Genomic DNA, 20,469 nt, shown 5'->3' with positions numbered 1-20,469 from the left:
TCAGGTGTGTAAGCGCAGTAATGCGTTCAGCTAACTGATACTAATTGCCCGTAAGGCTTGATCCTATAACAAGTCTGCCTTGTAGATCGGCGCCGTGCGACAGCACTGGCTGCAGGATCCAGAGCGACAAGTTGGATTCTCGTGTGTGATACACACAACTCAAAATTACTGCTTCTTCCCAGATTGGTCGCGTTGCCAAGCAACGTGACAACCCTCTTTGCCTGATGACCATAGCGAGTCGGTCCCACCCCTTCCCATCCCGAACAGGACCGTGAAACGACTCTACGCCGATGATAGTGCGGATTCCCGTGTGAAAGTAGGTAATCGTCAGGCTCCCTAAGCCAGAAACCCCCGCCCGAAAGGCGGGGGTTTTTGCATTTGCGGCAAAGAAATACGCGATCTCAGGCCGTCGAATCTCTCCCGTTTGTTGCTCAAGCCGCAACGCATATCCACTTTCCATCCTCCAGGACCATTCGCCCGCTTGTTCGCTTCTATCTTCGGTCAATAATCGACTCGCGCGAACTCGGCGAAGCCGCTGGCCTGGCACCATTCATACCCGCTCCACATCGTCGCACCGACTTTTCAAAGTTCGTCCCGTATCGATATTCGCCATCCGCCGCCTCCGCTTTTTAGCCAAATAGGCCGGAAACTCGTGCGAAATGACGCCTTATTCGGCGTGGCCACGTAGAATTTGCGAATCTCCACCCCAGTAGCATCCAGAACGATGAACGCCGCCACTCAGATAGCTCGGGCCGTATGCCCGCACGATTGTCCGGACACGTGCGCAATGCGTGTGACCGTCGAAAACGGTCGGGCGATCAAGGTCGCGGGCGATCCCGACCATCCGCCGACGCAAGGCGTGCTGTGTACGAAAGTCAGCCGATACGCCGACCGCGTTCATCATCCCGACCGACTCACTGTTCCCCTCAAGCGCGTGGGCGCGAAGGGGGAGGGGCGCTTCGTGCCGATCAGCTGGAGCGAAGCATTCGACGAGATCGGTCGTCGTCTCGGCGAAATCGCCGCGCGCGCGCCGGAGGCGATCCTGCCGTACAGCTACGCGGGAACGATGGGGCTCGTGCAGGGCGAAGGCATCGCCCAGCGGTTCTTCCATAAACTCGGTGCGTCCCGGCTCGAGCGGGCCATCTGCGCGGCGGCCGGCGCAGCAGGGCTGCGCTATACGTATGGCGGAAGCGTCGGCATGCATCTCGAGCATTTCGAGGAAAGCGAGTTGATCCTGATCTGGGGCGCCAACCCGATCGCCTCCAGCCTGCATTTCTGGACCCGTGCGCAGGAAGCCAAGCGTCGCGGCGCCCGTCTCGTCGCAATCGATCCCTACCGCTCGCTGACGGCAGAGAAATGCCATCAGCACATCGCATTGAAACCGGGCACCGACGGAGCGTTCGCGCTCGGCATGATGCATGTGCTGATCACCGAGGATCTGCTCGATCACGACTACATCGCACGCCATACGCTCGGCTTCGATGCGCTCAAGGCGCGAGCCCTGTCCTATCCGCCGGAGCGTGTCGCGCAAATCTGCGGCATCGAGGCGTCGGAACTGATCGAACTCGCACGTCGTTACGGCGCGACCCGCAAGGCATCGATCCGCCTCAATTACGGCATGCAGCGCGTGCGCGGGGGCGGCAACGCCGTGCGCGCGATTGCGAGCCTGCCTGCGCTGACGGGCGCGTGGCGCGACCGGGCCGGCGGGCTGCTGCTGTCGTCGTCGGAATCTGCACCGGTCAATCAGGCGGCGCTGCTGCGCCCCGATCTGATGCCCGGCTGGCCGCAGAAACTGCCGCGCATCATCAACATGAATGCCATCGGCGATGCACTGCTGCATCCGGGCGACGCGACTTTCGGGCCGAAGGTCGAAGCAGTGATCGTCTACAACTCGAATCCGGTTGCGGTTGCCCCCGACTCGTCGAAAGTCGCCGCCGGGTTCGCGCGCGAAGACCTGTTCACGGTCGTTCTCGAGCACTTCAGGACAGATACCGTCGACTTCGCCGACATTGTGTTGCCGGCCACGACGCAGCTCGAGCATCTCGACGTCCACAAGTCGTACGGCCACACCTATGTGATGGCAAATCTGCCGGCGATTCCGCCGGTCGGCGACGCACGACCGAACACCGAAATCTTTCGCGGCATCGCGCGCAGCATGGGGCTGGACGAGCCCGCGCTTTATCACAGCGACGAAGAGGTCGCGCAGGCGGCGCTTCGCTGGGACGATCCGGCACTCGACAGCGACTGGGAGACGTTGAAGCGTGCCGGCTGGCTGAAGCTCAAGGTAGCGGACGCGCCTTTCGCGAATGGCGGCTTTCGCACACCGTCCGGCAAATGCGAGTTCTACAGCGCGCGACTCGAGCAGATGGGCATGGACCCGGTGCCCGATTACCTGCCGCCGTTCGAATCGGCGGAGGCGGCGCCTGAGCTTGCCGCCCGCTACCCGCTCGCGATGATTTCGCCGCCGGCCCGGCACTTCCTGAACAGCACGTTCGTGAACGTGGACAGCCTGCGCAGCACGGAAGGCCAGCCGCATCTCGATATTCACCCGGCCGACGCCGATGCGCGCGGCATCGCGGAGGGCGACGTCGTACGCATATTCAACGACCGCGGATCGATGCAGGCGGTCGCAAGAGTGACCGATCGCGCGCGGGCGGGGCTCGTCGTCGGGCTGTCGATCTGGTGGAAGAAATTGTCGGCGGACGGTCGGAACGCGAACGAAGTGACGAGTCAGGCGCTGACCGACCTCGGCAACTCGGCGACCTTTTACGATTGTTTGGTGGAGGTTGAGCGGACTTGACGGAACTTCCAGATATGATCGGACGAATGCGTTCGAAAGTTCGAAGTGGACATCTAACCCTGTTGTCTCAGGACGGGGGAGCCGCTACGATGCGTTTTAGCACGACCATTCGAAAATCAGTGAGGAGACGCGCGGTATGGATAAAATTTGGCTGAAATCGTACCCACCCGGCGTTCCAGCCGAAATCGACGCGTCTCCATACCCTTCCGTCCCGGATCTTCTCGACGAGAGCTTCAGGCAGTATCGCGACCGCAAGGCGTTCGTCTGCATGGGCAAGAGCATCACGTACGGCGAACTCGATGCACTGTCGCGCCGGTTCGGCGCGTGGCTGCAGTCGCGTGGCCTGAAGCGCGGCGCACGCGTCGCGCTCATGATGCCGAACGTGCTGCAGTACCCGGTGGCGATCGTTGCCGTGCTCCGCGCGGGCTACACCGTCGTCAACGTCAACCCGCTCTATACGCCGCGCGAGCTCGAACATCAGCTGAAGGACAGCGGGGCCGAGGCGATCGTCATTCTCGAGAATTTCGCGTCGACGTTGCAGGCCGTTATCGCCAATACCGACGTCAAGCATGTCGTGGTCGCGTCGATGGGCGACCTGCTGGGCATCAAGGGCTGGCTCGTCAATTGCGTCGTGCGCAACGTGAAGAAGATGGTGCCGGCCTGGCAGCTCCCGTCGTTCACGCGCTTCAAGGCCGCGCTGTCCGAAGGGGCGCGGCAGACCTTCAAGCCGCCGAAGATCGGCCCAGACGACGTCGCGTTCCTCCAGTACACGGGCGGTACGACGGGTGTCGCGAAGGGCGCGACGCTGCTGCACCGGAACATCGTGTCGAACGTGCTGCAGGCCGGCGCCTGGCACCATCCCGCGCACGCGAAGTACCCGGAGGTGAAGCAATTCGTGACGGTTGTCGCGCTGCCGCTCTATCACGTGTTCGCGCTGACGGTCTGCGGCTTCCTGACGATGCGCACGGGCGGCATGGGCATCCTGATTCCGAATCCGCGCGACATCGGCGGCATGATCAAGGAACTGAAGGGATACCAGATCTCGACGATTCCCGCCGTCAACACGTTGTACAACGCAATGCTGAACCATCCCGAATTCAACCAGCTCGACCTGTCGAAGCTCGTGATCGCCAACGGCGGTGGCATGGCGATCCAGGAAGGCGTCGCGAAGCGCTGGTACGAGAAGACCCAAACGGCGATCATCGAAGGGTACGGCCTGTCCGAAACGTCGCCGGTCGCGACCTGCAACCCCGTGACGGCGACCGAGTACAGCGGGACGATCGGCCTGCCGCTGCCGTCGACCGAAATTGCCATCCGCGACGACGCCGGCAACGACGTCGCGCTCGGCGAGCCGGGCGAGATCTGCATCCGCGGGCCGCAGGTCATGGCCGGCTACTGGAACCGCCCGGAAGAAACCGCGAAGGTCATGTTCGCGGACGGTTTCTTCAAGACCGGTGACGTCGGCGTGATGGACGCGCGCGGTTACGTGAAGATCGTCGACCGGAAGAAGGACATGATCCTGGTATCCGGTTTCAACGTGTATCCGAACGAGGTCGAGGACGTGGTGGCGTCGCACCCGGGCGTGTTCGAGGTGGCGGCGGTCGGCGTGCCAGACGAGCATTCGGGCGAAGCCGTGAAGCTGTTCGTCGTGAAGAAGGATCCGGCGCTGACCGACAAGGACATCCTCGCGTACTGCAAGGAGCGGCTCACCGGTTACAAGCGGCCGAAACTCGTCGAGTTCCGCACGGAGCTGCCGAAGACGAACGTCGGCAAGATCCTGCGGCGCGAGCTGCGCGACGGACGCGCGTAACACTCAAGTCGAACGAAGGAGCCCGGTCTGTGCCGGGCTCTTTTGCTTGTGGTGCGCATCAGGGCTGCCGCGCCATATCGGAACGGCTCGCGTTCGTCCGGGCGCGCCGCGGCGGGCGGAGCGCCCCGGTCGGGCCGCCCGCGGCCGATTCGATTCGAACGGGGCGGCACTTCGCTGCACGCCGGAGTCGGCAAATGGTGGCGTTCGTGTCGAGTCAGCATCGCGAACGATTCGTCGCCAAGAGCGCGTTACCCGGCGATCATTCCGCGCACACCGCACACCGCACACCGCACACCGCACACCGCACACCGCACACCGCACACCGCTTCGCAGCCCCAAAAGAAAAGGCGCCCGAAGGCGCCTTCAAGATGCTGCGGCTTGTCAGGCAAGCTGATTAGAACTTGTGACGGATACCGACACGCGCCGCGACCTGGTTGCTGGTCGTCGACGGATCGAGACCGTTGATCGAAGCATGTGCCTGAACGACGTTGCCTGCCGAGTCGAGCGTGTTGCCCGATGCATGCTGGTACACGCCGATCACGTAGACGTCCGTGCGCTTCGACAGGAAGTAGTCGACGCCCAGCGAGCCCTGGTGGTACTTGGCTGCCGAGTTGCCGTCGATCTTGCTGCCTTGCGTGTAGTCGTACGCCGCACCGACGATCAATGCCGGGGTCAGCTGATACTTGAAGTTGATTTCGCCGTTGTTGAAGGTCGCGGTCTGGTTCACGAACGGACCGACCGAGAAGCCCTTGAACTTCGTGTTCGAGTACGTCGCGCCGATCGTCGCTGCGCCGAACGTGTATGCGCCGCCCGCACCGATGACCTGGTACGTGTTCGCGCTGTTCGCATACGCGCCGTACACGGGCGACGACACGGCCGTCGCCGCAGCCGACGCGCCCGTATTGAACATGCCGCCGAAGTTCGCCGGCGTACGTGCGTTCAAGTAGCCGACACCCAACACCAGCGGGCCGTTGTTGTAACCGGCGCCGAGCGACCAGACCTGGTTCTTCGAGAACTGGCCGGCTTGACCGCCGAAGCTGTACAGGCCGCCGAACGAGAAGCCGCCGTAGGTCGGGCTCGTGTACTTGACCGCGTTGTTCACACGGTAAGCGTTGTTGAAGTTGTCGAGGTCGCCCGGGTGAGCGGCGATGTAGCCGCCCCACTGGTCGCCTGCCTCGAGCGGGCCGACGAAGTCGACGACGGAGTCGTACTGGCGACCCAGCGTGACCGTACCGTACTGGCTCGACAGGCCGACGTAAGCCTGGCGGCCGAACATCAGGCCGCCCTGGCCGAGCTTGCCGGAGTTGACGTCGAAACCGTTCTCGAGCACGAAGATTGCCTTCAGGCCGCTGCCCAGATCTTCGGTGCCGCGCAGGCCGAAGCGGCTGCCTTGCATCACGCCGCTTGCCAGGCCGTACAGGTGGCCGCCCTTGGCGTTGTTGTTGAAGATGAAGCCTTCATCGATGATGCCGTAAAGCGTCACGCTGCTTTGCGCATGTGCAGCGCCAGCAAACGCGCCCAGCGCGACGAGCGCGAGAAGCGACTTTTTCATTAACGGATCTCCAAGAATCACTGAATTTTTTTGGCGGGGCGGATAGTTATGGTGTGTTGACGGGCCCCATCAACTTCGCAAGAAGTCGCACGTAATGTAGCAAAGCCGATTTTTCCGACAAAGCGAAATGCCGTGGCTCAAGGTTCCCATGTTTCCTTTATGCAACAATGGTTAAAATCACGGGTTAACCGCAATTTCCGCTGAATAATCAAGTCGGTTACGTAGCGGAGCACGTGCCGTTGCCGCCCGCGGCAGCGCACGCAGCCAGGAGAACAGGATGGTGTTGGACGAACTGATCAGCGAATTCGATCGCGGCCTGCGATCGCTGACCGGCATTAGCCGGATGAGCCGCCCGGTGCCCGCGCCGGCGGAGCCGCCGGCCGGCGAACTGACCCCCGCGGAGCGCACGCATGCCGCAGGGCTGATGCGCGTGAACCACGTCGGCGAGGTCTGTGCGCAGGCGCTTTATCAGGCGCAGAAGCTGACCGCGCGCTCGTCGTCGTCGAAGGCGATGTTCGAGGAAGCCGCGCGCGAGGAGGAGGATCATCTCGCGTGGACCGCGCACCGGCTGAAGGAACTCGATTCGCGTCCGAGCCTGCTCAACCCGCTGTGGTACGCCGGCGCGCTCGCGATCGGTGTCGTCGCCGGCACGCTGGGCGACAAGGTCAGCCTCGGCTTCATGGCGGAGACGGAGCGTCAGGTCGAGAGCCACCTCGACGGGCACCTGTCCGAGCTGCCGGCGACCGACACGGCGTCGCGCGCGATCGTCGAGCAGATGCGGCTCGACGAGGTGAAGCACGGCAAGGCCGCGACCGATGCCGGCGGGATCGAACTGCCGCTGCCCGCACGGATGCTGATGCGCGCCGCGTCGAAAGTCATGACGCGCACTGCATACTATCTGTGACATTCGGAGGTGGGCGGCGCATGACGCCGCCCACCTCCGTCACCCATCGATACCGCCCGTTTTTTCCGCGTTTTCCCGCCCCCGAAAGCCCCGTCCGCACGCCAGTCTGGCCCGCCTTTCTCACGTATCACCTTCACAAGTTGCACTAGCTCATTCATTTATAACGGTTTTTGGTATGAGGGGCCGCATGAGCATGTGCGCGTAAGTCCTTGTTCTAACTAACAAAATTCGTCAAAAAACCGGGCCGCTCCCTTGACCGTGCCAAACCCTTCCTCTAAAGTGGGAGACAGTGTGAGAAAGTGTATTTTTGTGTGATTTGGCGGGCTATTCGGGCTAAATTCTTGAGCGTTGAGCGGGTGCTTCGGTGCCCTGAACGGGAGAGCGGAAAGTGTTCCAAGGGGCGTCGGCGCTGACGCTCGATGCGAAAGGGCGGATGTCGGTGCCGGCTCGCTATCGCGAAGCGCTGCAAGGACAGGCAGAAGGACGGGTGACTGTGACCAAGCACCCGGACGGCTGCCTGTTGCTGTTTCCGCGCCCCGAATGGGAGGTATTCCGCGCCAAGATCGCCGCGCTGCCGATGGATGCACATTGGTGGCGGCGGATCTTTCTCGGCAATGCAATGGATGTCGATCTCGACAGCGCGGGCCGGATTCTCGTATCGCCCGAGCTGCGGATGGCGGCCGGACTGGAAAAGGAAGTCATGTTGTTGGGAATGGGTAGTCACTTCGAGCTGTGGGATTCGCAGACCTACATCGCGAAGGAGCAGGCAGCGATGGCGCAGGGCATGCCCGACGCGCTGAAGAATTTCACGTTCTGATTGCGGTGACGGAGACGCCCGCGATGGGAAACGAATTGCAGCATCGGACCGTGCTTCTGGACGAAGCGGTCGATTCGCTCGTGACGCGGCCGGACGGCATTTATGTCGACGGTACGTTCGGGCGCGGCGGTCACAGCCGCGCGGTGCTCGCGCGGCTGGCGGCGGCCGGTCGGCTGATCGCGTTCGACAAGGATCCGAGGGCGATCGAGACGGCGCAGCGCATCGAGGATGCGCGCTTCTCGATCGTGCATGACAGCTTTGCATCGATGCGCGACGCGCTTGCGGCGCGCGGCGTCGAGAAGGTGTCGGGTGTGTTGCTGGACCTGGGCGTGTCCTCGCCGCAGGTGGACGATCCGGCGCGCGGCTTCAGCTTTCGCGCGGATGGCCCGCTGGACATGCGAATGGATCCGACGCGCGGCGAGTCGGCGGCCGAGTGGCTCGCGCGGGCTTCGGTGCAGGAATTGACGGAGGTGATACGGGATTATGGGGAAGAACGGTTTGCTTTTCAGATTGCAAAGGCGCTTGTTGCTCGCCGGGCAGAGTCCGACCGTCTTGGGCCTCTCGACACCACGGGCGAGCTTGCCCAAATCGTGGGTAACGTCGTCAAAACCCGTGAGAAGGGCAAGGATCCGGCAACCCGCACCTTTCAGGCTATACGGATTCACGTCAATCAAGAGCTTGCGGACCTGCAAGTCGTACTAGACGCGGCATTGTCGTTGCTGGAGCAAGGGGGGCGGCTGGTGGTCATCAGCTTTCATTCACTCGAGGACCGGATCGTCAAGCGATTCATGCAGGCGCACGCGAGCGCGCCTGCGGTCGATCGTCGCCTGCCGATCCGTGCCGTCGACCTCCCGAGCCCGCCGCTCAAGATCATCAGCCGTCAGTTTCCGAGCGAAGCGGAAGTTGCCGCGAATCCGCGCGCCCGGTCGGCCGTGATGCGCATCGCGGAGCGCGTCACGCCATGAGCCGCTTCAATATCTTCCTGCTGATCATCGTGATGGGCTGCGCGCTGTCGGTCGTCAACTCGACGAACCAGCAGCGCCAGATCTTCATCCAGCTGCAGCGCGCGCAGTCGCAGGAGCGTCAGCTCCAGCAGGACTACGCGCAGCTTCAATATCAGCAGAGCGCGCTGTCGAAGACGTCGCGTATCGAGCAACTCGCGAACGATTCGCTGAAGATGCAGGCGATCACGACGGGTCGCACCCAATACCTGACGCTGCCGCCGGGCGCCGTGAAGGCGATCGACGCACCGATTCCGGCTTCGGCCGAGACGGCCGCCAAGGGCGGGGGAGGCGCGCGATGAAGCCGTCACAAAAGCGCCAGGACGTGAAATTTTCGTCGAGCCCCGTGCTCGGCGTGCACCTGCCGATGTGGCGCTCGAAATTCGTCGTGTTCCTGCTGTTCATGGCGTTCGTCGCACTGGCCGCGCGGGCGTTCTGGATCCAGGGGCCCGGCAACGCGTTCTATCAGAAGCAGGGCGAAAGCCGCTACCAGCGCACGATCGAGCTGCCGGCCACGCGCGGCAAGATCCTCGACCGTAACGGGCTCGTGCTCGCGACGAGCCTGCCCGTGCGCGCGATCTGGGCGATTCCGGATGCGGTGCCGGACGATCTCGGCGCGGACAAGGTCAATCAGCTCGGCAAGCTCCTCGGCATGACGCCGAAGGAACTGCGCGTGAAGCTGTCGGAAGACAAGGGTTTCGTCTACGTGAAGCGCCAGGTGCCGATCGACATCGCGGACAAGGTCGCCGCGCTCGACATCCCCGGCGTCTATCAGCGCAACGAATACAAGCGCTTCTATCCGGAGGGCGAGATCACCGCTCACCTGATCGGCTTCACGAACGTCGAGGACGAAGGGCAGGAAGGCGTCGAGCTCGGCGACCAGAAGATGCTGTCCGGCACGTCCGGCGTGCGCCGCGTGATCAAGGACCGGATGGGGCACATCGTCGAGGACGTCGCCGAGCAGATCCCGCCGCACAACGGGACGGACGTCGACCTGTCGATCGACAGCAAGATCCAGTACATCGCGTATGCGAACCTGAAGGCCGCCGTCGAGAAGTTCAAGGCGAAGGCCGGCGCGGCGATGGTGGTCGACGTGCGTACCGGCGAGGTGCTCGCGCTCGTCAACTATCCGACGTACAACCCGAACGACCGTTCGCGCATGACGGGCGAGCAGTTGCGCAACCGGATCATGACCGACGTGTTCGAGCCGGGCTCGATCATGAAGCCGTTTACGGTGTCGCTCGCGCTCGACCTGCACCGCGTGACGCCGAACACGCTCGTCGAAACGGGCAACGGGCATTTCGTGCTCGACGGCGCGCCGATCACCGACGACGCGGGTTTCGGCACGCTGACGGTCGGCGGTGTGATCCAGAAGTCGAGCAACATCGGCGCGACGAAGATCGCGATGACGATGCGGCCCGAGGAAATGTGGAATATGTATACGAGCATCGGCCTCGGTCAGGCGCCGAAGGTCGGGTTCCCGGGCGCGGTGGCCGGCCGCCTGCGTCCGTGGAAGAACTGGCGGCGCATCGAGCAGGCGACGATGTCGTACGGCTACGGCCTGTCGGTGTCGCTGTTCCAGCTCGCGCGCGCCTACACGGCGATCGCGCACGACGGCGAGTTGATGCCCGTGACCATTTTCAAGACCGACCCCAATCAGCCGATCGTGGGCACGCAGGTGTTCAACCCGACCACCGCGCGCGAAGTGCGCGCGATGCTCGAGACGGTGGTCGCGCCGGGCGGCACGTCGCCGGATGCGGCCGTGCCGGGTTATCGGGTCGGCGGCAAGAGCGGTACCGCGTACAAGCATGAAGGTCACGGCTACACGCGCAAGTACCGCGCGTCGTTCGTCGGGATGGCGCCGATGCCGAATCCGCGCGTCGTGATCGCGGTGTCGGTCGACGAGCCGACCGCCGGCAGCCACTTCGGCGGCCAGGTGTCGGGCCCCGTATTCTCGGCGATCGCGGGCGATACGATGCGTGCGCTGAACGTGCCGCCGAACATGCCGATCAAGCAACTGGTCGTGTCCGACGACACGCCGGGCACGCCCGCCAGGACGGGCCCGCAAAAGCTCGCCGCCGGCGGCGGTGCGAAGCATATGATCGTATCCAGCACGACACGTAATTCACCAGGAGTTGTTCGATGAGCGCCGCTCGCAGTTCCCATCCGGCGCATCAGCAGATCGCGGCCGCGCTTGCGTGGCTGCGCCAGCATGTGGCCCCCGCGGCGCAACTGCATGCCGACACGCGCAGCCTGCAGGCAGGCGACGTGTTTCTCGGCTATGCGGTCGACGGGGCAGACAATCGCGCCTTCATTGCCGAGGCCGTCTCCCGCGGTGCGGCCGCGGTGCTGTACCAGCCGGAAGGCCTTGCAGCCGCGCCGGTCGCACCCGTCGCACTCGCGGTGCCGGCGCTCGACCAGCTGGCCGGCGAGATCGCCAGCGGCTGGTACGGCGACCCGAGCGACAGCCTGCTCGCCATCGGCGTGACCGGCACCAACGGCAAGACGTCGTGCACGCACTGGATCGCGGCCGCGCTGACGGCGCTGCACCAGCCGTGCGCGCTGATCGGCACGCTCGGCAGCGGCATGCCGGGGCAGCTGGTGCCGACCGGCTTCACGACGCCGGACGCGCCGCAGCTGCAGCGCAGCCTCGCGCAACTGCACGACGCGGGCGCAAAGGCCGTCGCGATGGAAGTGTCGTCGCACGCGCTGCACCAGGGCCGCGTGAACGGCACGGCGTTCGACATCGCCGTGTTCACGAACCTCACGCAGGATCACCTCGACTATCACGGCACGTTCGATGCGTACGAAGCCTCGAAGTCGAAGCTGTTCGCATGGCGCGGCCTGCGCGCGGCGGTCGTCAATCGCGACGACGCAGCCGGCCGCCGCCTGCTCGAGAAGCTGGCCGGCCGCGTGCGCACGATCGCCTACGGGATCGGCGACGCGCACGCGGCCGACGCCGATCGCGAGCTGGTCGCGCTCGACGTGCGCGCGACCGCCACGGGCACGGCATTCCGCCTGCGCTCGTCGTGGGGCGATGCGGACATCGAAGTCGGCACGCTCGGCACGTTCAACGTCAGCAACCTGCTCGCGGTGCTCGGCTCGCTGCTCGCGGCCGACCTGCCGTTCGACGCGGCGGTCGCGGAGATTGCGCGGCTCGAGTCCGTCAACGGCCGCATGCAGCGCCTTGGCGGCCGGCTGGCGAACGATGAACCGCTGGTCGTGATCGACTATGCACATACGCCCGACGCGCTCGAGAAGACGCTCGACGCGTTGCGCCCGATCGCGGCGGCGCGCGGCGGCCGGCTCGTCTGCATGTTCGGCTGCGGCGGCGATCGCGATGCGACCAAGCGTCCGCTGATGGGCGCGATCGCCGAGCGGCTCGCCGACGAAGTCGTCGTCACGAGCGACAACCCGCGCAGCGAGGATCCGCAGCGCATCATCGACCAGGTCATCGCGGGCATGACCGCGCCCGATCGCGCACGCCGCATCGAGGATCGCGCGAGCGCGATCCTGCAGGCCGTGCGCGGCGCCGCCCGCGAGGATGTCGTCGTGCTGGCCGGCAAGGGGCACGAGGCAACGCAGGAAATCATGGGCAAGAAGCGCACGTTCTCCGATCAGGATCACGCGCGGCTCGCACTCGCGGCACGCGCGACGCATGGCAAGGGAGGCGGCGAATGACGATGCTCAGTCTGGGCGAAGCCGCCCGCCTGATTCCCGGCGCCACCGTCCACGGCGATCCGGACACCACGTTCGAGCGCGTGTCGACGGACAGCCGCACGGTCGGCCCTGGCGACCTGTTCGTCGCGCTGAAGGGCGAGCGCTTCGACGCGCACGACTTCCTCGTCGACGTGGCCGCGCGCGGCGCGTCGGCGGCGCTCGTCGCACACGTGCCGGCGGGTCTCGCGATGCAGGCGATCGAAGGCGGCGAAACGCGTGCCGCGCTCGGCGCGCTCGCGCACGGCTGGCGCAAACGATTCGCGCTGCCGCTCGTCGCGGTGACGGGCAGCAACGGCAAGACGACCGTCAAGGAAATGATCGCGTCGATCTTCGCCGCGGCGGTCGGTGCCGACGCGCGGCTCGCGACGGCCGGCAACCTGAACAACGACGTCGGGCTGCCGCTGACGTTGCTGCGCCTGTCGACCGCGCATCGCCTCGCGGTGATCGAGATCGGCATGAACCACCCGGGCGAGACCGAAGTTCTGGCGCGCCTCACCGCGCCCACGGTCGCGCTCGTCAACAACGCGCAGCGCGAACACCAGGAATTCATGGCGACGGTCGAAGCCGTCGCGCTCGAACACGCGGCCGTGATCCACGCGCTGCCGCCGGACGGCGTCGCGGTGTTCCCGGCCGACGATGCGTACGCGGGCATCTGGCGCGTCGCGGCGACCGGCAACCGGATCCTCGATTTCGCACTGCACGACGCCGAACGGCAGAACGATGCGCAGGTCGTCGGGCGCCTTCACGGCGGCGAACTCGCGATCGACACGCCGGCGGGCGCCGTCACGGTGCGGTTGCGTGCGCTCGGCGAGCACAACGCGCGCAACGCGCTGGCCGCGACGGCCGCGGCGCTGGGCGCGGGTGTCGAACTGTCGGCGATCAAGCAGGGCCTCGAGTCGTTCGAACCGGTCAAGGGCCGGCTCCAGGTGAAGCAGGCGATCGCCGGCAGCCTCGCGGGCGCGACGGTCGTCGACGATACGTACAACGCGAACCCCGATTCGATGCGTGCGGCGATCGACGTGCTTGCTGCCCATCCGGCGCCGCGCGTGCTGGTGATCGGCGACATGGGTGAAGTCGGCGACGAAGGCCCGGCATTTCACCGGGAGGTCGGTGCGTATGCGCGCGAGCGCGGCATCGATGCGCTGTTCACGCTCGGCGACGCGTCGCGCGATGCGTGCACGGCGTACGGCGAGACGGCCCGCCACTTCGGCGACGTCGGCGCGCTGGTGACGGCGCTGCTCGCGGCGGGCTATGGCGCGCGGGCGACGGTGCTCGTGAAGGGCTCGCGGTACATGAAGATGGAGCGCGTGGTCGACGCGCTGACGAACCAACCCGCGGCGGGCACGGTGCCCGCTGCACACTGAGTAGAAGGAAGGAAGCATGCTGCTGGCGCTGGCGCAATGGCTGCAGGGAGACGCAAGCTTTTTGCGCTTGTTCACGTACCTGACGTTCCGTGCGGTGATGGCTACCATCACCGCGCTCGGTATCGGGCTCGTGTGCGGACCGTGGGTGATCCGCAAGCTGACGCAAATGAAGGTCGGGCAGGCCGTGCGCAAGGACGGCCCGCAAAGCCATCTCGTCAAGTCCGGCACGCCGACGATGGGCGGCGTGCTGATCCTGATCGGCATCGCGGTCGCGACGCTGCTGTGGGGCGACCTGACGAACCGTTTCATCTGGATCGTGATGCTCGTCACGTTCGGCTTCGGCGTGATTGGCTGGGTCGACGATTACCGCAAGGTCGTCTACAAGGACCCGCGCGGGATGTCGTCGCGCGAAAAGTATTTCTGGCAGTCGGTGATCGGGCTGTTCGCGGCGGTCTACCTCGCATTCAGCGTGTCCGAGGCGAACAACGTGCGCGTGTTCGACCTGTTCATGGCGTGGGTGAGGAGCGGCCTGTCGATGGGGCTGCCGGCGCGGGCCGATCTGATGCTGCCGTTCCTGAAGTCGATCAGCTATCCGCTGGGCGTCTGGGGCTTCATCGTGCTGACGTATTTCGTGATCGTCGGCGCGAGCAACGCGGTGAACCTGACCGACGGCCTCGACGGGCTCGTGATCATGCCGGTCGTGCTGGTCGGCGGGTCGCTCGGCGTGTTCGCGTACGTGATGGGCAGCTCGGTCTATTCGAAATACCTGCTGTTCCCGCACATCCCGGGCGCCGGCGAACTGCTGATCTTCTGTTCCGCGATGGGCGGGGCAGGGCTCGCGTTCCTCTGGTACAACACGCACCCCGCGCAGGTGTTCATGGGCGACGTCGGCGCGCTGGCGCTCGGTGGCGCGCTCGGCACGGTCGCGGTGATCGTGCGCCAGGAAATCGTGCTGTTCATCATGGGCGGCATCTTCGTCGCGGAAACGCTGTCGGTGATGCTGCAGGTGTCGTGGTTCAAGTACACGAAGAAGCGTTACGGCGAAGGGCGGCGCCTGCTGAAGATGGCGCCGCTGCATCACCATTTCGAATTGTCCGGCTGGAAGGAAACGCAGGTGGTGGTGCGTTTCTGGATCATCACGCTGATGCTGTGCCTGTTCGGTCTGTCCACCCTCAAGCTGCGGTAAAGGAAAGGTAACAAGGATGTCTGGCGAGATGTTTGGAGATCGGCAGCGGCCGATGGTGCTCGTACTGGGGCTCGGTGAATCGGGCCTCGCGATCGCGCGGTGGTGCGCGAGGCACGGGTGCCGGCTGCGTATTGCCGATACCCGCGAGGCGCCGCCGAACCTTGCCGCGCTGCAGGCCGAAGGCATCGATGCGGAGTTCGTCGGCGGGCCGTTCACGCCCGCGCTGCTCGACGGCGGCGTCGAGATCGTCGGGCTGAGCCCCGGCCTGTCGCCGCTCGAACCTGCGCTGGCGGCGCTGATCGCGGCCGCGAACGAGCGCGCGATCGCGGTCTGGGGCGAACTGGAATTCTTCGCGCAGGCGCTGCGCGCGCTCGGCACGAGCGGCTACCAGCCGAAGGTGCTCGCGATCACCGGCACCAACGGCAAGACCACGACGACGAGCCTGACGGGCCTGCTGTGCCGGCGTTCGGGCAAGAAGGTCGCCGTCGCCGGCAACATCAGCCCGGCGATGCTCGACCGGCTCGCGGGCGCGATCGACGAGACGGCGCTGCCCGACGTCTGGGTGCTCGAACTGTCGAGCTTCCAGCTCGAGACGGCGCGCACGTTCGCACCCGACGCGGCCGCGATTCTCAACATCACGCAGGATCACCTCGACTGGCACGGCAGCTTCGACGCGTATGCGGCCGCGAAGGGCCGGATCTTCGGCGCGACGACGACGCGCGTGCTCAACCGCGACGATGCGGCCGTGATGAAGTTCGCGCCGGCCGCCGGCGCGGCCGATGCGGCGCGCACGGTCACGTTCGGGCTGAACGAACCGGTGCAGGACGGCGACTACGGGCTGTCGCGCGATAACGGTATCGCGTGGCTGGTCGAAGCGGTCGACCGCGACGCGCCGGACGAAACGACGACGACCCGCCGGCGCAAGCGCGACGGCGCGCATACGCCGGACATCGCGCAGAAGCGCCTGATGCCGGTCGACGCGCTGCGCATCCGCGGGCTGCACAACGCGGCGAACGCGCTGGCCGCGTTCGCGCTCGCGCGTGCGATCGACTTGGCCGCAGCGCCGCTGCTGCACGCGCTGCGCGAATACCGCGGCGAGGCGCATCGCGTCGAAGTGATCGCGACGATCGACGACGTGGACTACGTCGATGACAGCAAGGGAACGAACGTCGGCGCGACGGTGGCCGCGCTCGACGGGCTCGCGCAGAAGATCGTGCTGATCGCCGGCGGCGACGGCAAGGGGCAGGATTTCGCGCCGCTGGTCGCGCCGGTCGCGCGCTGGTGTCGTGCGGTGATGCTGATCGGCCGCGACGCGCCGGCGATTCGCGACACGCTCGCCGAAACCGGCGTGCCGCTCGCGGACCACGCGACGCTCGAAGGCGCGGTGCGTGCCGCCGCCGAGCTCGCCGAGCCGGGCGATGCGGTGCTGCTGTCGCCCGCGTGCGCGAGCCTCGACATGTTCAGGAACTACGCCCATCGCGCGGAGGTGTTCCGCGCGGCGGTGGATGAAGTCGCCATCGACAAAGGAGCGACGCCATGAGCTGGTCCGATCGCCTCGTCTCCCGTTTCAACGACCGGCGCGACACCGGCGGCAATGCCGCCGGCGGCCGCGTCGCGTCCGCCACGCGCGCTGCGACCGGCGGCCTCGCGAGCGTCGTCAACGGCGTGCGGCCGAGCCGCTCGCGGATGCTCGACTTCGACTACTCGCTGCTGTGGGTCGCGATCGCGCTGCTCGGGCTCGGCGTCGTGATGGTGTATTCGGCGTCGATCGCGATGCCCGATTCGCCGAAATACGCGTCGTATCACGATTACGCGTTCCTGATGCGCCACTGCGTGTCGCTCGTCGTTGCGTTCATCGCGGCGGTGATCGCGTTCCGCGTGCCGGTGTCGACTTGGGACAAATACGCGCCGCATCTCTTCCTGATCGCGCTGGTCGGCCTTGTGATCGTGCTGATCCCGCACGTCGGCAAGGGCGTGAACGGCGCGCGCCGCTGGATTCCGCTCGGCATCACGAACATGCAGCCGTCGGAAATCATGAAGCTCGCGGTGACGATCTACGCGGCGAACTACACGGTGCGCAAGCAGGAGTACATGCAGAGCTTCGCGAAAGGCTTTCTGCCGATGGCGTTCGCGGTCGGTCTCGTCGGCGCGCTGCTGCTGCTCGAGCCGGACATGGGCGCGTTCATGGTGGTCGCCGCGATCGCGATGGGCGTGCTGTTCCTCGGCGGCGTGAACGGCAAGCTGTTCGGCGGCCTGGTCGCGACGGCGGTCGGCACCTTCACGATGCTCGTATGGCTGTCGCCGTGGCGCCGCGAGCGGATCTTCGCGTATCTCGATCCGTGGGACGAACGGTATGCGCAGGGCAAGGCGTACCAGCTCACGCATTCGCTGATCGCGTTCGGCCGCGGCGAGTGGTTCGGCGTCGGCCTCGGCGGCAGCGTCGAGAAGCTGAACTACCTGCCCGAAGCGCATACCGACTTCATCCTCGCGGTGATCGGCGAGGAACTCGGCTTCGTCGGCGTGATGGTCGTGATCCTGCTGTTCTACTGGATCGTGCGCCGCGCGTTCGAGATCGGCCGCCAGGCGCTCGCGCTCGATCGCACGTTCGCGGGCCTGACGGCGAAGGGCATCGGTATCTGGTTCGGCGCGCAGACGTTCATCAACATGGGCGTGAACCTCGGCCTGCTGCCGACCAAGGGCCTGACGCTGCCGCTCGTGAGCTATGGCGGTTCGGGCATCCTGCTGAACTGTGTCGCGCTCGCGGTGCTGCTGCGGGTCGATTATGAAAATCGCGTCCTGATGCGGGGAGGGAAGGTATGACCGCGTCGCGACGCACGCTGATGGTGATGGCAGGCGGCACCGGGGGCCACGTGTTCCCGGGGCTCGCGGTCGCGCACCGGATGGAAGCGGCGGGCTGGCGCGTCGTGTGGCTCGGCAATCCGGCCGGGATGGAAGCGACGCTCGTGCCGAAGCACGGCATTCCGATGGAATACGTGCGCTTCGGCGGACTGCGCGGCAAGGGCCTGAAGACCAAGCTGACGCTGCCGTTCAACCTGCTGCGCGCATGCTGGCAGAGCCTCGGCGCGCTGCGCCGCGTGCGGCCGGACGTCGTGCTCGGGATGGGTGGCTACATCACGTTCCCGGCGGGCGTGATGGCCGCGCTGTCGGGTCGTCCGCTCGTGCTGCACGAACAGAATTCGATCGCGGGCCTGACCAACAAGGTGCTCGCGAAACTGGCCAAACGCGTGCTCGTCGCGTTTCCCGGCGCGCTGCCGCACGCGGAATGGACGGGCAACCCGATTCGTGCGGAACTTGCGCACACGGAACCGCCCAAAGCACGCTATGCGTCGCGCAGCGGCCCGCTGAACGTGCTGGTCGTCGGCGGCAGCCTCGGTGCGGCCGCGCTGAACGAAGTCGTGCCGCGCGCGCTGGCGCTGCTGACGCCGGACGAGCGTCCGCGCGTCGTGCACCAGGCCGGCGCGAAGCACATCGACGCGCTGAAGGCGAATTACGAAGCGGCCGGTTTCGCGGCCGGCGAAGACGTGCGGCTCGTGCCGTTCATCGACGACATGGCGAGCGCGTACGCGGCGGCGGATCTGGTGATCTGCCGTTCCGGCGCGATGACGGTGTCGGAGATCGCGGCGGTGGGCGTGGCGGCGCTGTTCGTGCCGTTCCCGTACGCGGTCGACGACCACCAGACGACCAACGCCGCGTTCCTCGCCGATGCGGGCGCGGCCGTGCTGGTGCAACAACGCGACCTGTCGGCGGAACTGCTCGCCGACTGGCTGCGCGGCCAGTCGCGGGCGTCGCTCGCGGACATGGCGGAGCGTTCGCGCTCGCTGGCGAAGCCCGAGGCCACCGACGAAGTCGCGCGTGTCTGCGCGAAGGCGGCCGGCGCGAACCTGGAAAAACTGCAATGAAACACATCGTCAAACACATTCATTTCGTCGGGATCGGCGGCGCGGGCATGAGCGGCATCGCCGAAGTGCTCGTCAACCTCGGCTACGAGGTCAGCGGCTCCGACCTGTCGCGCAACGCGGTGACCGACCGTCTCGAGGCGCTCGGCGCGCGGATCGCGATCGGCCACGACGCGGCGAACATCGAGGGCGCGAACGCGGTCGTCGTATCGACGGCCGTGCGCTCGGACAACCCCGAGGTGCTGGCCGCGCGTAGCCAGCGCGTGCCGATCGTGCAGCGCGCGGTGATGCTCGCGGAACTGATGCGCCTGAAGCAGGGCATCGCGATCGCCGGCACGCACGGCAAGACCACGACGACGAGCCTCGTCGCGAGCGTGCTCGCGGCAGGCGGCCTCGACCCGACCTTCGTGATCGGCGGCCGGCTGATCAGCGCCGGCGCGAACGCGCGGCTCGGCACGGGCGACTTCATCGTCGCCGAGGCCGACGAGTCGGACGCGTCGTTCCTGAACCTGTATCCGGTGATCGAAGTCATCACGAACATCGACGCCGATCACATGGACACTTACGGCCACGATTTCGCGCGGCTCAAGCAGGCGTTCATCGAGTTCACGCAGCGCCTGCCGTTCTACGGCAGCGCGGTGGTGTGCGTCGACGATCCGAACGTGCGGCAGATCATCCCGTTCATCTCGAAGCCGGTCGTGCGCTACGGGCTGTCGCCGGACGCGCAGGTGCGCGCGGAAGACATCGACGCGCGCGACGGCCGCATGCACTTCACGGTGATCCGCGAAGGCCGTGCGCCGCTCGCGGTGGTGCTGAACCTGCCGGGCCTGCACAACGTGCAGAACGCGCTCGCGGCGATCGCGATCGCGACCGATCTCGGCGTGGCGGACGACGCGATCCAGCTGGCGCTCGCGGAATTCAACGGCGTCGGCCGGCGCTTCCAGCGCTACGGCGAGGTGCCGAGCGCGGACGGCGGCCAGTACACGCTGATCGACGATTACGGCCACCACCCGGTCGAGATGGCCGCGACGATCGCGGCCGCGCGCGGCGCGTTCCCGGGCCGCCGCCTCGTGCTGGCGTTCCAGCCGCACCGCTACACGCGCACGCGCGACTGCTTCGACGATTTCGTCAACGTACTGTCGACGGTCGACGCGCTGGTGCTGACGGAAGTCTATGCCGCGGGCGAAGCGGCGATCGCGACGGCCAACGGCGACGCGCTGTCGCGTGCGCTGCGCGCGGTGGGGAAGGTTGACCCGGTGTTCGTCGCGACGGTCGACGACGTGCCGGATGCATTGGCGAAGGTCGCGCAGAACGGCGACGTGGTGATCACGATGGGCGCGGGTTCGATCGGCGGCGTGCCGGCGAAGCTCGTGCAACACACTCAACAGAAGGCATGAC

16 protein-coding genes and 1 rRNA gene are annotated in these 20,469 nt (G+C 66.1%); 16 read left to right on the top strand and 1 reads right to left on the bottom strand.

The window, feature by feature from the left end; all coding sequences use genetic code 11:
- The first annotated feature begins 220 nt into the window (after window positions 1-220).
- The 4 genes from rrf to DIE16_RS17320 all read left to right on the top strand — a co-directional run bounded on the left by rrf (window position 221) and on the right by DIE16_RS17320 (window position 5,008).
- A 5S ribosomal RNA gene (rrf, locus tag DIE16_RS17335) occupies window positions 221-333 on the top strand.
- A gap of 391 nt (window positions 334-724) precedes the next feature.
- Window positions 725-2,800 carry a molybdopterin-dependent oxidoreductase gene (locus tag DIE16_RS17330; RefSeq protein WP_124892881.1) on the top strand — a complete coding sequence of 692 codons (2,076 nt, stop codon included), beginning with the start codon at window positions 725-727 and terminating at the stop codon, window positions 2,798-2,800.
- A gap of 136 nt (window positions 2,801-2,936) precedes the next feature.
- Window positions 2,937-4,610 carry a long-chain fatty acid--CoA ligase gene (locus DIE16_RS17325; protein WP_124892879.1) on the top strand — a complete coding sequence of 558 codons (1,674 nt, stop codon included), beginning with the start codon at window positions 2,937-2,939 and terminating at the stop codon, window positions 4,608-4,610.
- A 194-nt stretch (window positions 4,611-4,804) separates the two neighbouring features.
- Window positions 4,805-5,008 carry a hypothetical protein gene (locus DIE16_RS17320; RefSeq protein ID WP_124892877.1) on the top strand — a complete coding sequence of 68 codons (204 nt, stop codon included), beginning with the start codon at window positions 4,805-4,807 and terminating at the stop codon, window positions 5,006-5,008.
- Here the strand turns inward: DIE16_RS17320 and DIE16_RS17315 are convergent.
- Window positions 5,005-6,162 carry a porin gene (locus DIE16_RS17315; protein WP_044844243.1) on the bottom strand — a complete coding sequence of 386 codons (1,158 nt, stop codon included), beginning with the start codon at window positions 6,160-6,162 and terminating at the stop codon, window positions 5,005-5,007. The genes DIE16_RS17320 and DIE16_RS17315 overlap by 4 nt on opposite strands.
- A 277-nt stretch (window positions 6,163-6,439) precedes the next feature.
- On the opposite strand from DIE16_RS17315, the gene coq7 reads away from it, so the two are divergent.
- The 12 genes from coq7 to murC all read left to right on the top strand — a co-directional run bounded on the left by coq7 (window position 6,440) and on the right by murC (window position 20,468).
- The gene (gene coq7, locus DIE16_RS17310; protein ID WP_124488218.1) at window positions 6,440-7,066 is read left to right on the top strand and encodes a 2-polyprenyl-3-methyl-6-methoxy-1,4-benzoquinone monooxygenase; all 627 of its coding nucleotides are present in this window, start codon (window positions 6,440-6,442) and stop codon (window positions 7,064-7,066) included.
- Window positions 7,067-7,454: 388 nt separating this feature from the next.
- Window positions 7,455-7,883, top strand: a complete 429-nt coding sequence (gene mraZ, locus DIE16_RS17305) for a division/cell wall cluster transcriptional repressor MraZ (protein ID WP_006400450.1) — start codon at window positions 7,455-7,457, stop codon at window positions 7,881-7,883.
- 23 nt (window positions 7,884-7,906) lie between these two features.
- Window positions 7,907-8,848 (top strand): 16S rRNA (cytosine(1402)-N(4))-methyltransferase RsmH, encoded by a 942-nt coding sequence (gene rsmH, locus DIE16_RS17300; protein WP_044844251.1) that lies wholly within the window; start codon window positions 7,907-7,909, stop codon window positions 8,846-8,848.
- Window positions 8,845-9,186 (top strand): cell division protein FtsL, encoded by a 342-nt coding sequence (gene ftsL / locus DIE16_RS17295; RefSeq protein WP_044844241.1) that lies wholly within the window; start codon window positions 8,845-8,847, stop codon window positions 9,184-9,186. The genes rsmH and ftsL overlap by 4 nt, the downstream gene beginning before the upstream one ends.
- Window positions 9,183-11,030, top strand: a complete 1,848-nt coding sequence (locus DIE16_RS17290) for a penicillin-binding protein 2 (protein WP_124892875.1) — start codon at window positions 9,183-9,185, stop codon at window positions 11,028-11,030. The genes ftsL and DIE16_RS17290 overlap by 4 nt, the downstream gene beginning before the upstream one ends.
- On the top strand, window positions 11,027-12,565 hold the full coding sequence (locus tag DIE16_RS17285) for a UDP-N-acetylmuramoyl-L-alanyl-D-glutamate--2,6-diaminopimelate ligase (RefSeq protein WP_124892873.1): 1,539 nt from the start codon (window positions 11,027-11,029) through the stop codon (window positions 12,563-12,565). Before DIE16_RS17290 ends, DIE16_RS17285 begins: the two co-directional genes overlap by 4 nt.
- The gene (gene murF, locus DIE16_RS17280) at window positions 12,562-13,968 is read left to right on the top strand and encodes a UDP-N-acetylmuramoyl-tripeptide--D-alanyl-D-alanine ligase (RefSeq protein ID WP_124892871.1); all 1,407 of its coding nucleotides are present in this window, start codon (window positions 12,562-12,564) and stop codon (window positions 13,966-13,968) included. Before DIE16_RS17285 ends, murF begins: the two co-directional genes overlap by 4 nt.
- A 16-nt stretch (window positions 13,969-13,984) precedes the next feature.
- The gene (gene mraY, locus DIE16_RS17275; RefSeq protein WP_006752439.1) at window positions 13,985-15,154 is read left to right on the top strand and encodes a phospho-N-acetylmuramoyl-pentapeptide-transferase; all 1,170 of its coding nucleotides are present in this window, start codon (window positions 13,985-13,987) and stop codon (window positions 15,152-15,154) included.
- A gap of 28 nt (window positions 15,155-15,182) precedes the next feature.
- Entirely contained in the window at window positions 15,183-16,694 is a 1,512-nt protein-coding gene (gene murD / locus DIE16_RS17270) for a UDP-N-acetylmuramoyl-L-alanine--D-glutamate ligase (protein WP_044844237.1), read from the top strand.
- A complete protein-coding gene (gene ftsW / locus DIE16_RS17265; protein ID WP_044844236.1) occupies window positions 16,691-17,974 on the top strand; it encodes a putative lipid II flippase FtsW in 1,284 nt (427 codons plus the stop codon). The genes murD and ftsW overlap by 4 nt, the downstream gene beginning before the upstream one ends.
- Complete coding sequence (gene murG, locus DIE16_RS17260; protein ID WP_044844235.1) at window positions 17,971-19,074, top strand: undecaprenyldiphospho-muramoylpentapeptide beta-N-acetylglucosaminyltransferase; 1,104 nt, start codon at window positions 17,971-17,973, stop codon at window positions 19,072-19,074. The genes ftsW and murG overlap by 4 nt, the downstream gene beginning before the upstream one ends.
- Window positions 19,071-20,468, top strand: a complete 1,398-nt coding sequence (gene murC, locus DIE16_RS17255) for a UDP-N-acetylmuramate--L-alanine ligase (RefSeq protein WP_044844234.1) — start codon at window positions 19,071-19,073, stop codon at window positions 20,466-20,468. Before murG ends, murC begins: the two co-directional genes overlap by 4 nt.
- The last annotated feature ends 1 nt before the right edge of the window (window position 20,469 follow it).

This window comes from Burkholderia sp. Bp9090 (assembly GCF_003857985.1).
Classification (GTDB): domain Bacteria; phylum Pseudomonadota; class Gammaproteobacteria; order Burkholderiales; family Burkholderiaceae; genus Burkholderia.
This window is presented reverse-complemented; position numbering and strand designations above follow the sequence as displayed.

Coding starts and splice junctions, on each gene's coding strand:
- DIE16_RS17330 (WP_124892881.1), top strand. CDS start 725: ATGAACGCCGCCACTCAGATAGCTCGGGCCGTATGCCCGCACGATTGT.
- DIE16_RS17325 (WP_124892879.1), top strand. CDS start 2,937: ATGGATAAAATTTGGCTGAAATCGTACCCACCCGGCGTTCCAGCCGAA.
- DIE16_RS17320 (WP_124892877.1), top strand. CDS start 4,805: ATGGTGGCGTTCGTGTCGAGTCAGCATCGCGAACGATTCGTCGCCAAG.
- DIE16_RS17315 (WP_044844243.1), bottom strand. CDS start 6,162: ATGAAAAAGTCGCTTCTCGCGCTCGTCGCGCTGGGCGCGTTTGCTGGC.
- coq7 (WP_124488218.1), top strand. CDS start 6,440: ATGGTGTTGGACGAACTGATCAGCGAATTCGATCGCGGCCTGCGATCG.
- rsmH (WP_044844251.1), top strand. CDS start 7,907: ATGGGAAACGAATTGCAGCATCGGACCGTGCTTCTGGACGAAGCGGTC.
- ftsL (WP_044844241.1), top strand. CDS start 8,845: ATGAGCCGCTTCAATATCTTCCTGCTGATCATCGTGATGGGCTGCGCG.
- DIE16_RS17290 (WP_124892875.1), top strand. CDS start 9,183: ATGAAGCCGTCACAAAAGCGCCAGGACGTGAAATTTTCGTCGAGCCCC.
- DIE16_RS17285 (WP_124892873.1), top strand. CDS start 11,027: ATGAGCGCCGCTCGCAGTTCCCATCCGGCGCATCAGCAGATCGCGGCC.
- murF (WP_124892871.1), top strand. CDS start 12,562: ATGACGATGCTCAGTCTGGGCGAAGCCGCCCGCCTGATTCCCGGCGCC.
- mraY (WP_006752439.1), top strand. CDS start 13,985: ATGCTGCTGGCGCTGGCGCAATGGCTGCAGGGAGACGCAAGCTTTTTG.
- murD (WP_044844237.1), top strand. CDS start 15,183: ATGTTTGGAGATCGGCAGCGGCCGATGGTGCTCGTACTGGGGCTCGGT.
- ftsW (WP_044844236.1), top strand. CDS start 16,691: ATGAGCTGGTCCGATCGCCTCGTCTCCCGTTTCAACGACCGGCGCGAC.
- murG (WP_044844235.1), top strand. CDS start 17,971: ATGACCGCGTCGCGACGCACGCTGATGGTGATGGCAGGCGGCACCGGG.
- murC (WP_044844234.1), top strand. CDS start 19,071: ATGAAACACATCGTCAAACACATTCATTTCGTCGGGATCGGCGGCGCG.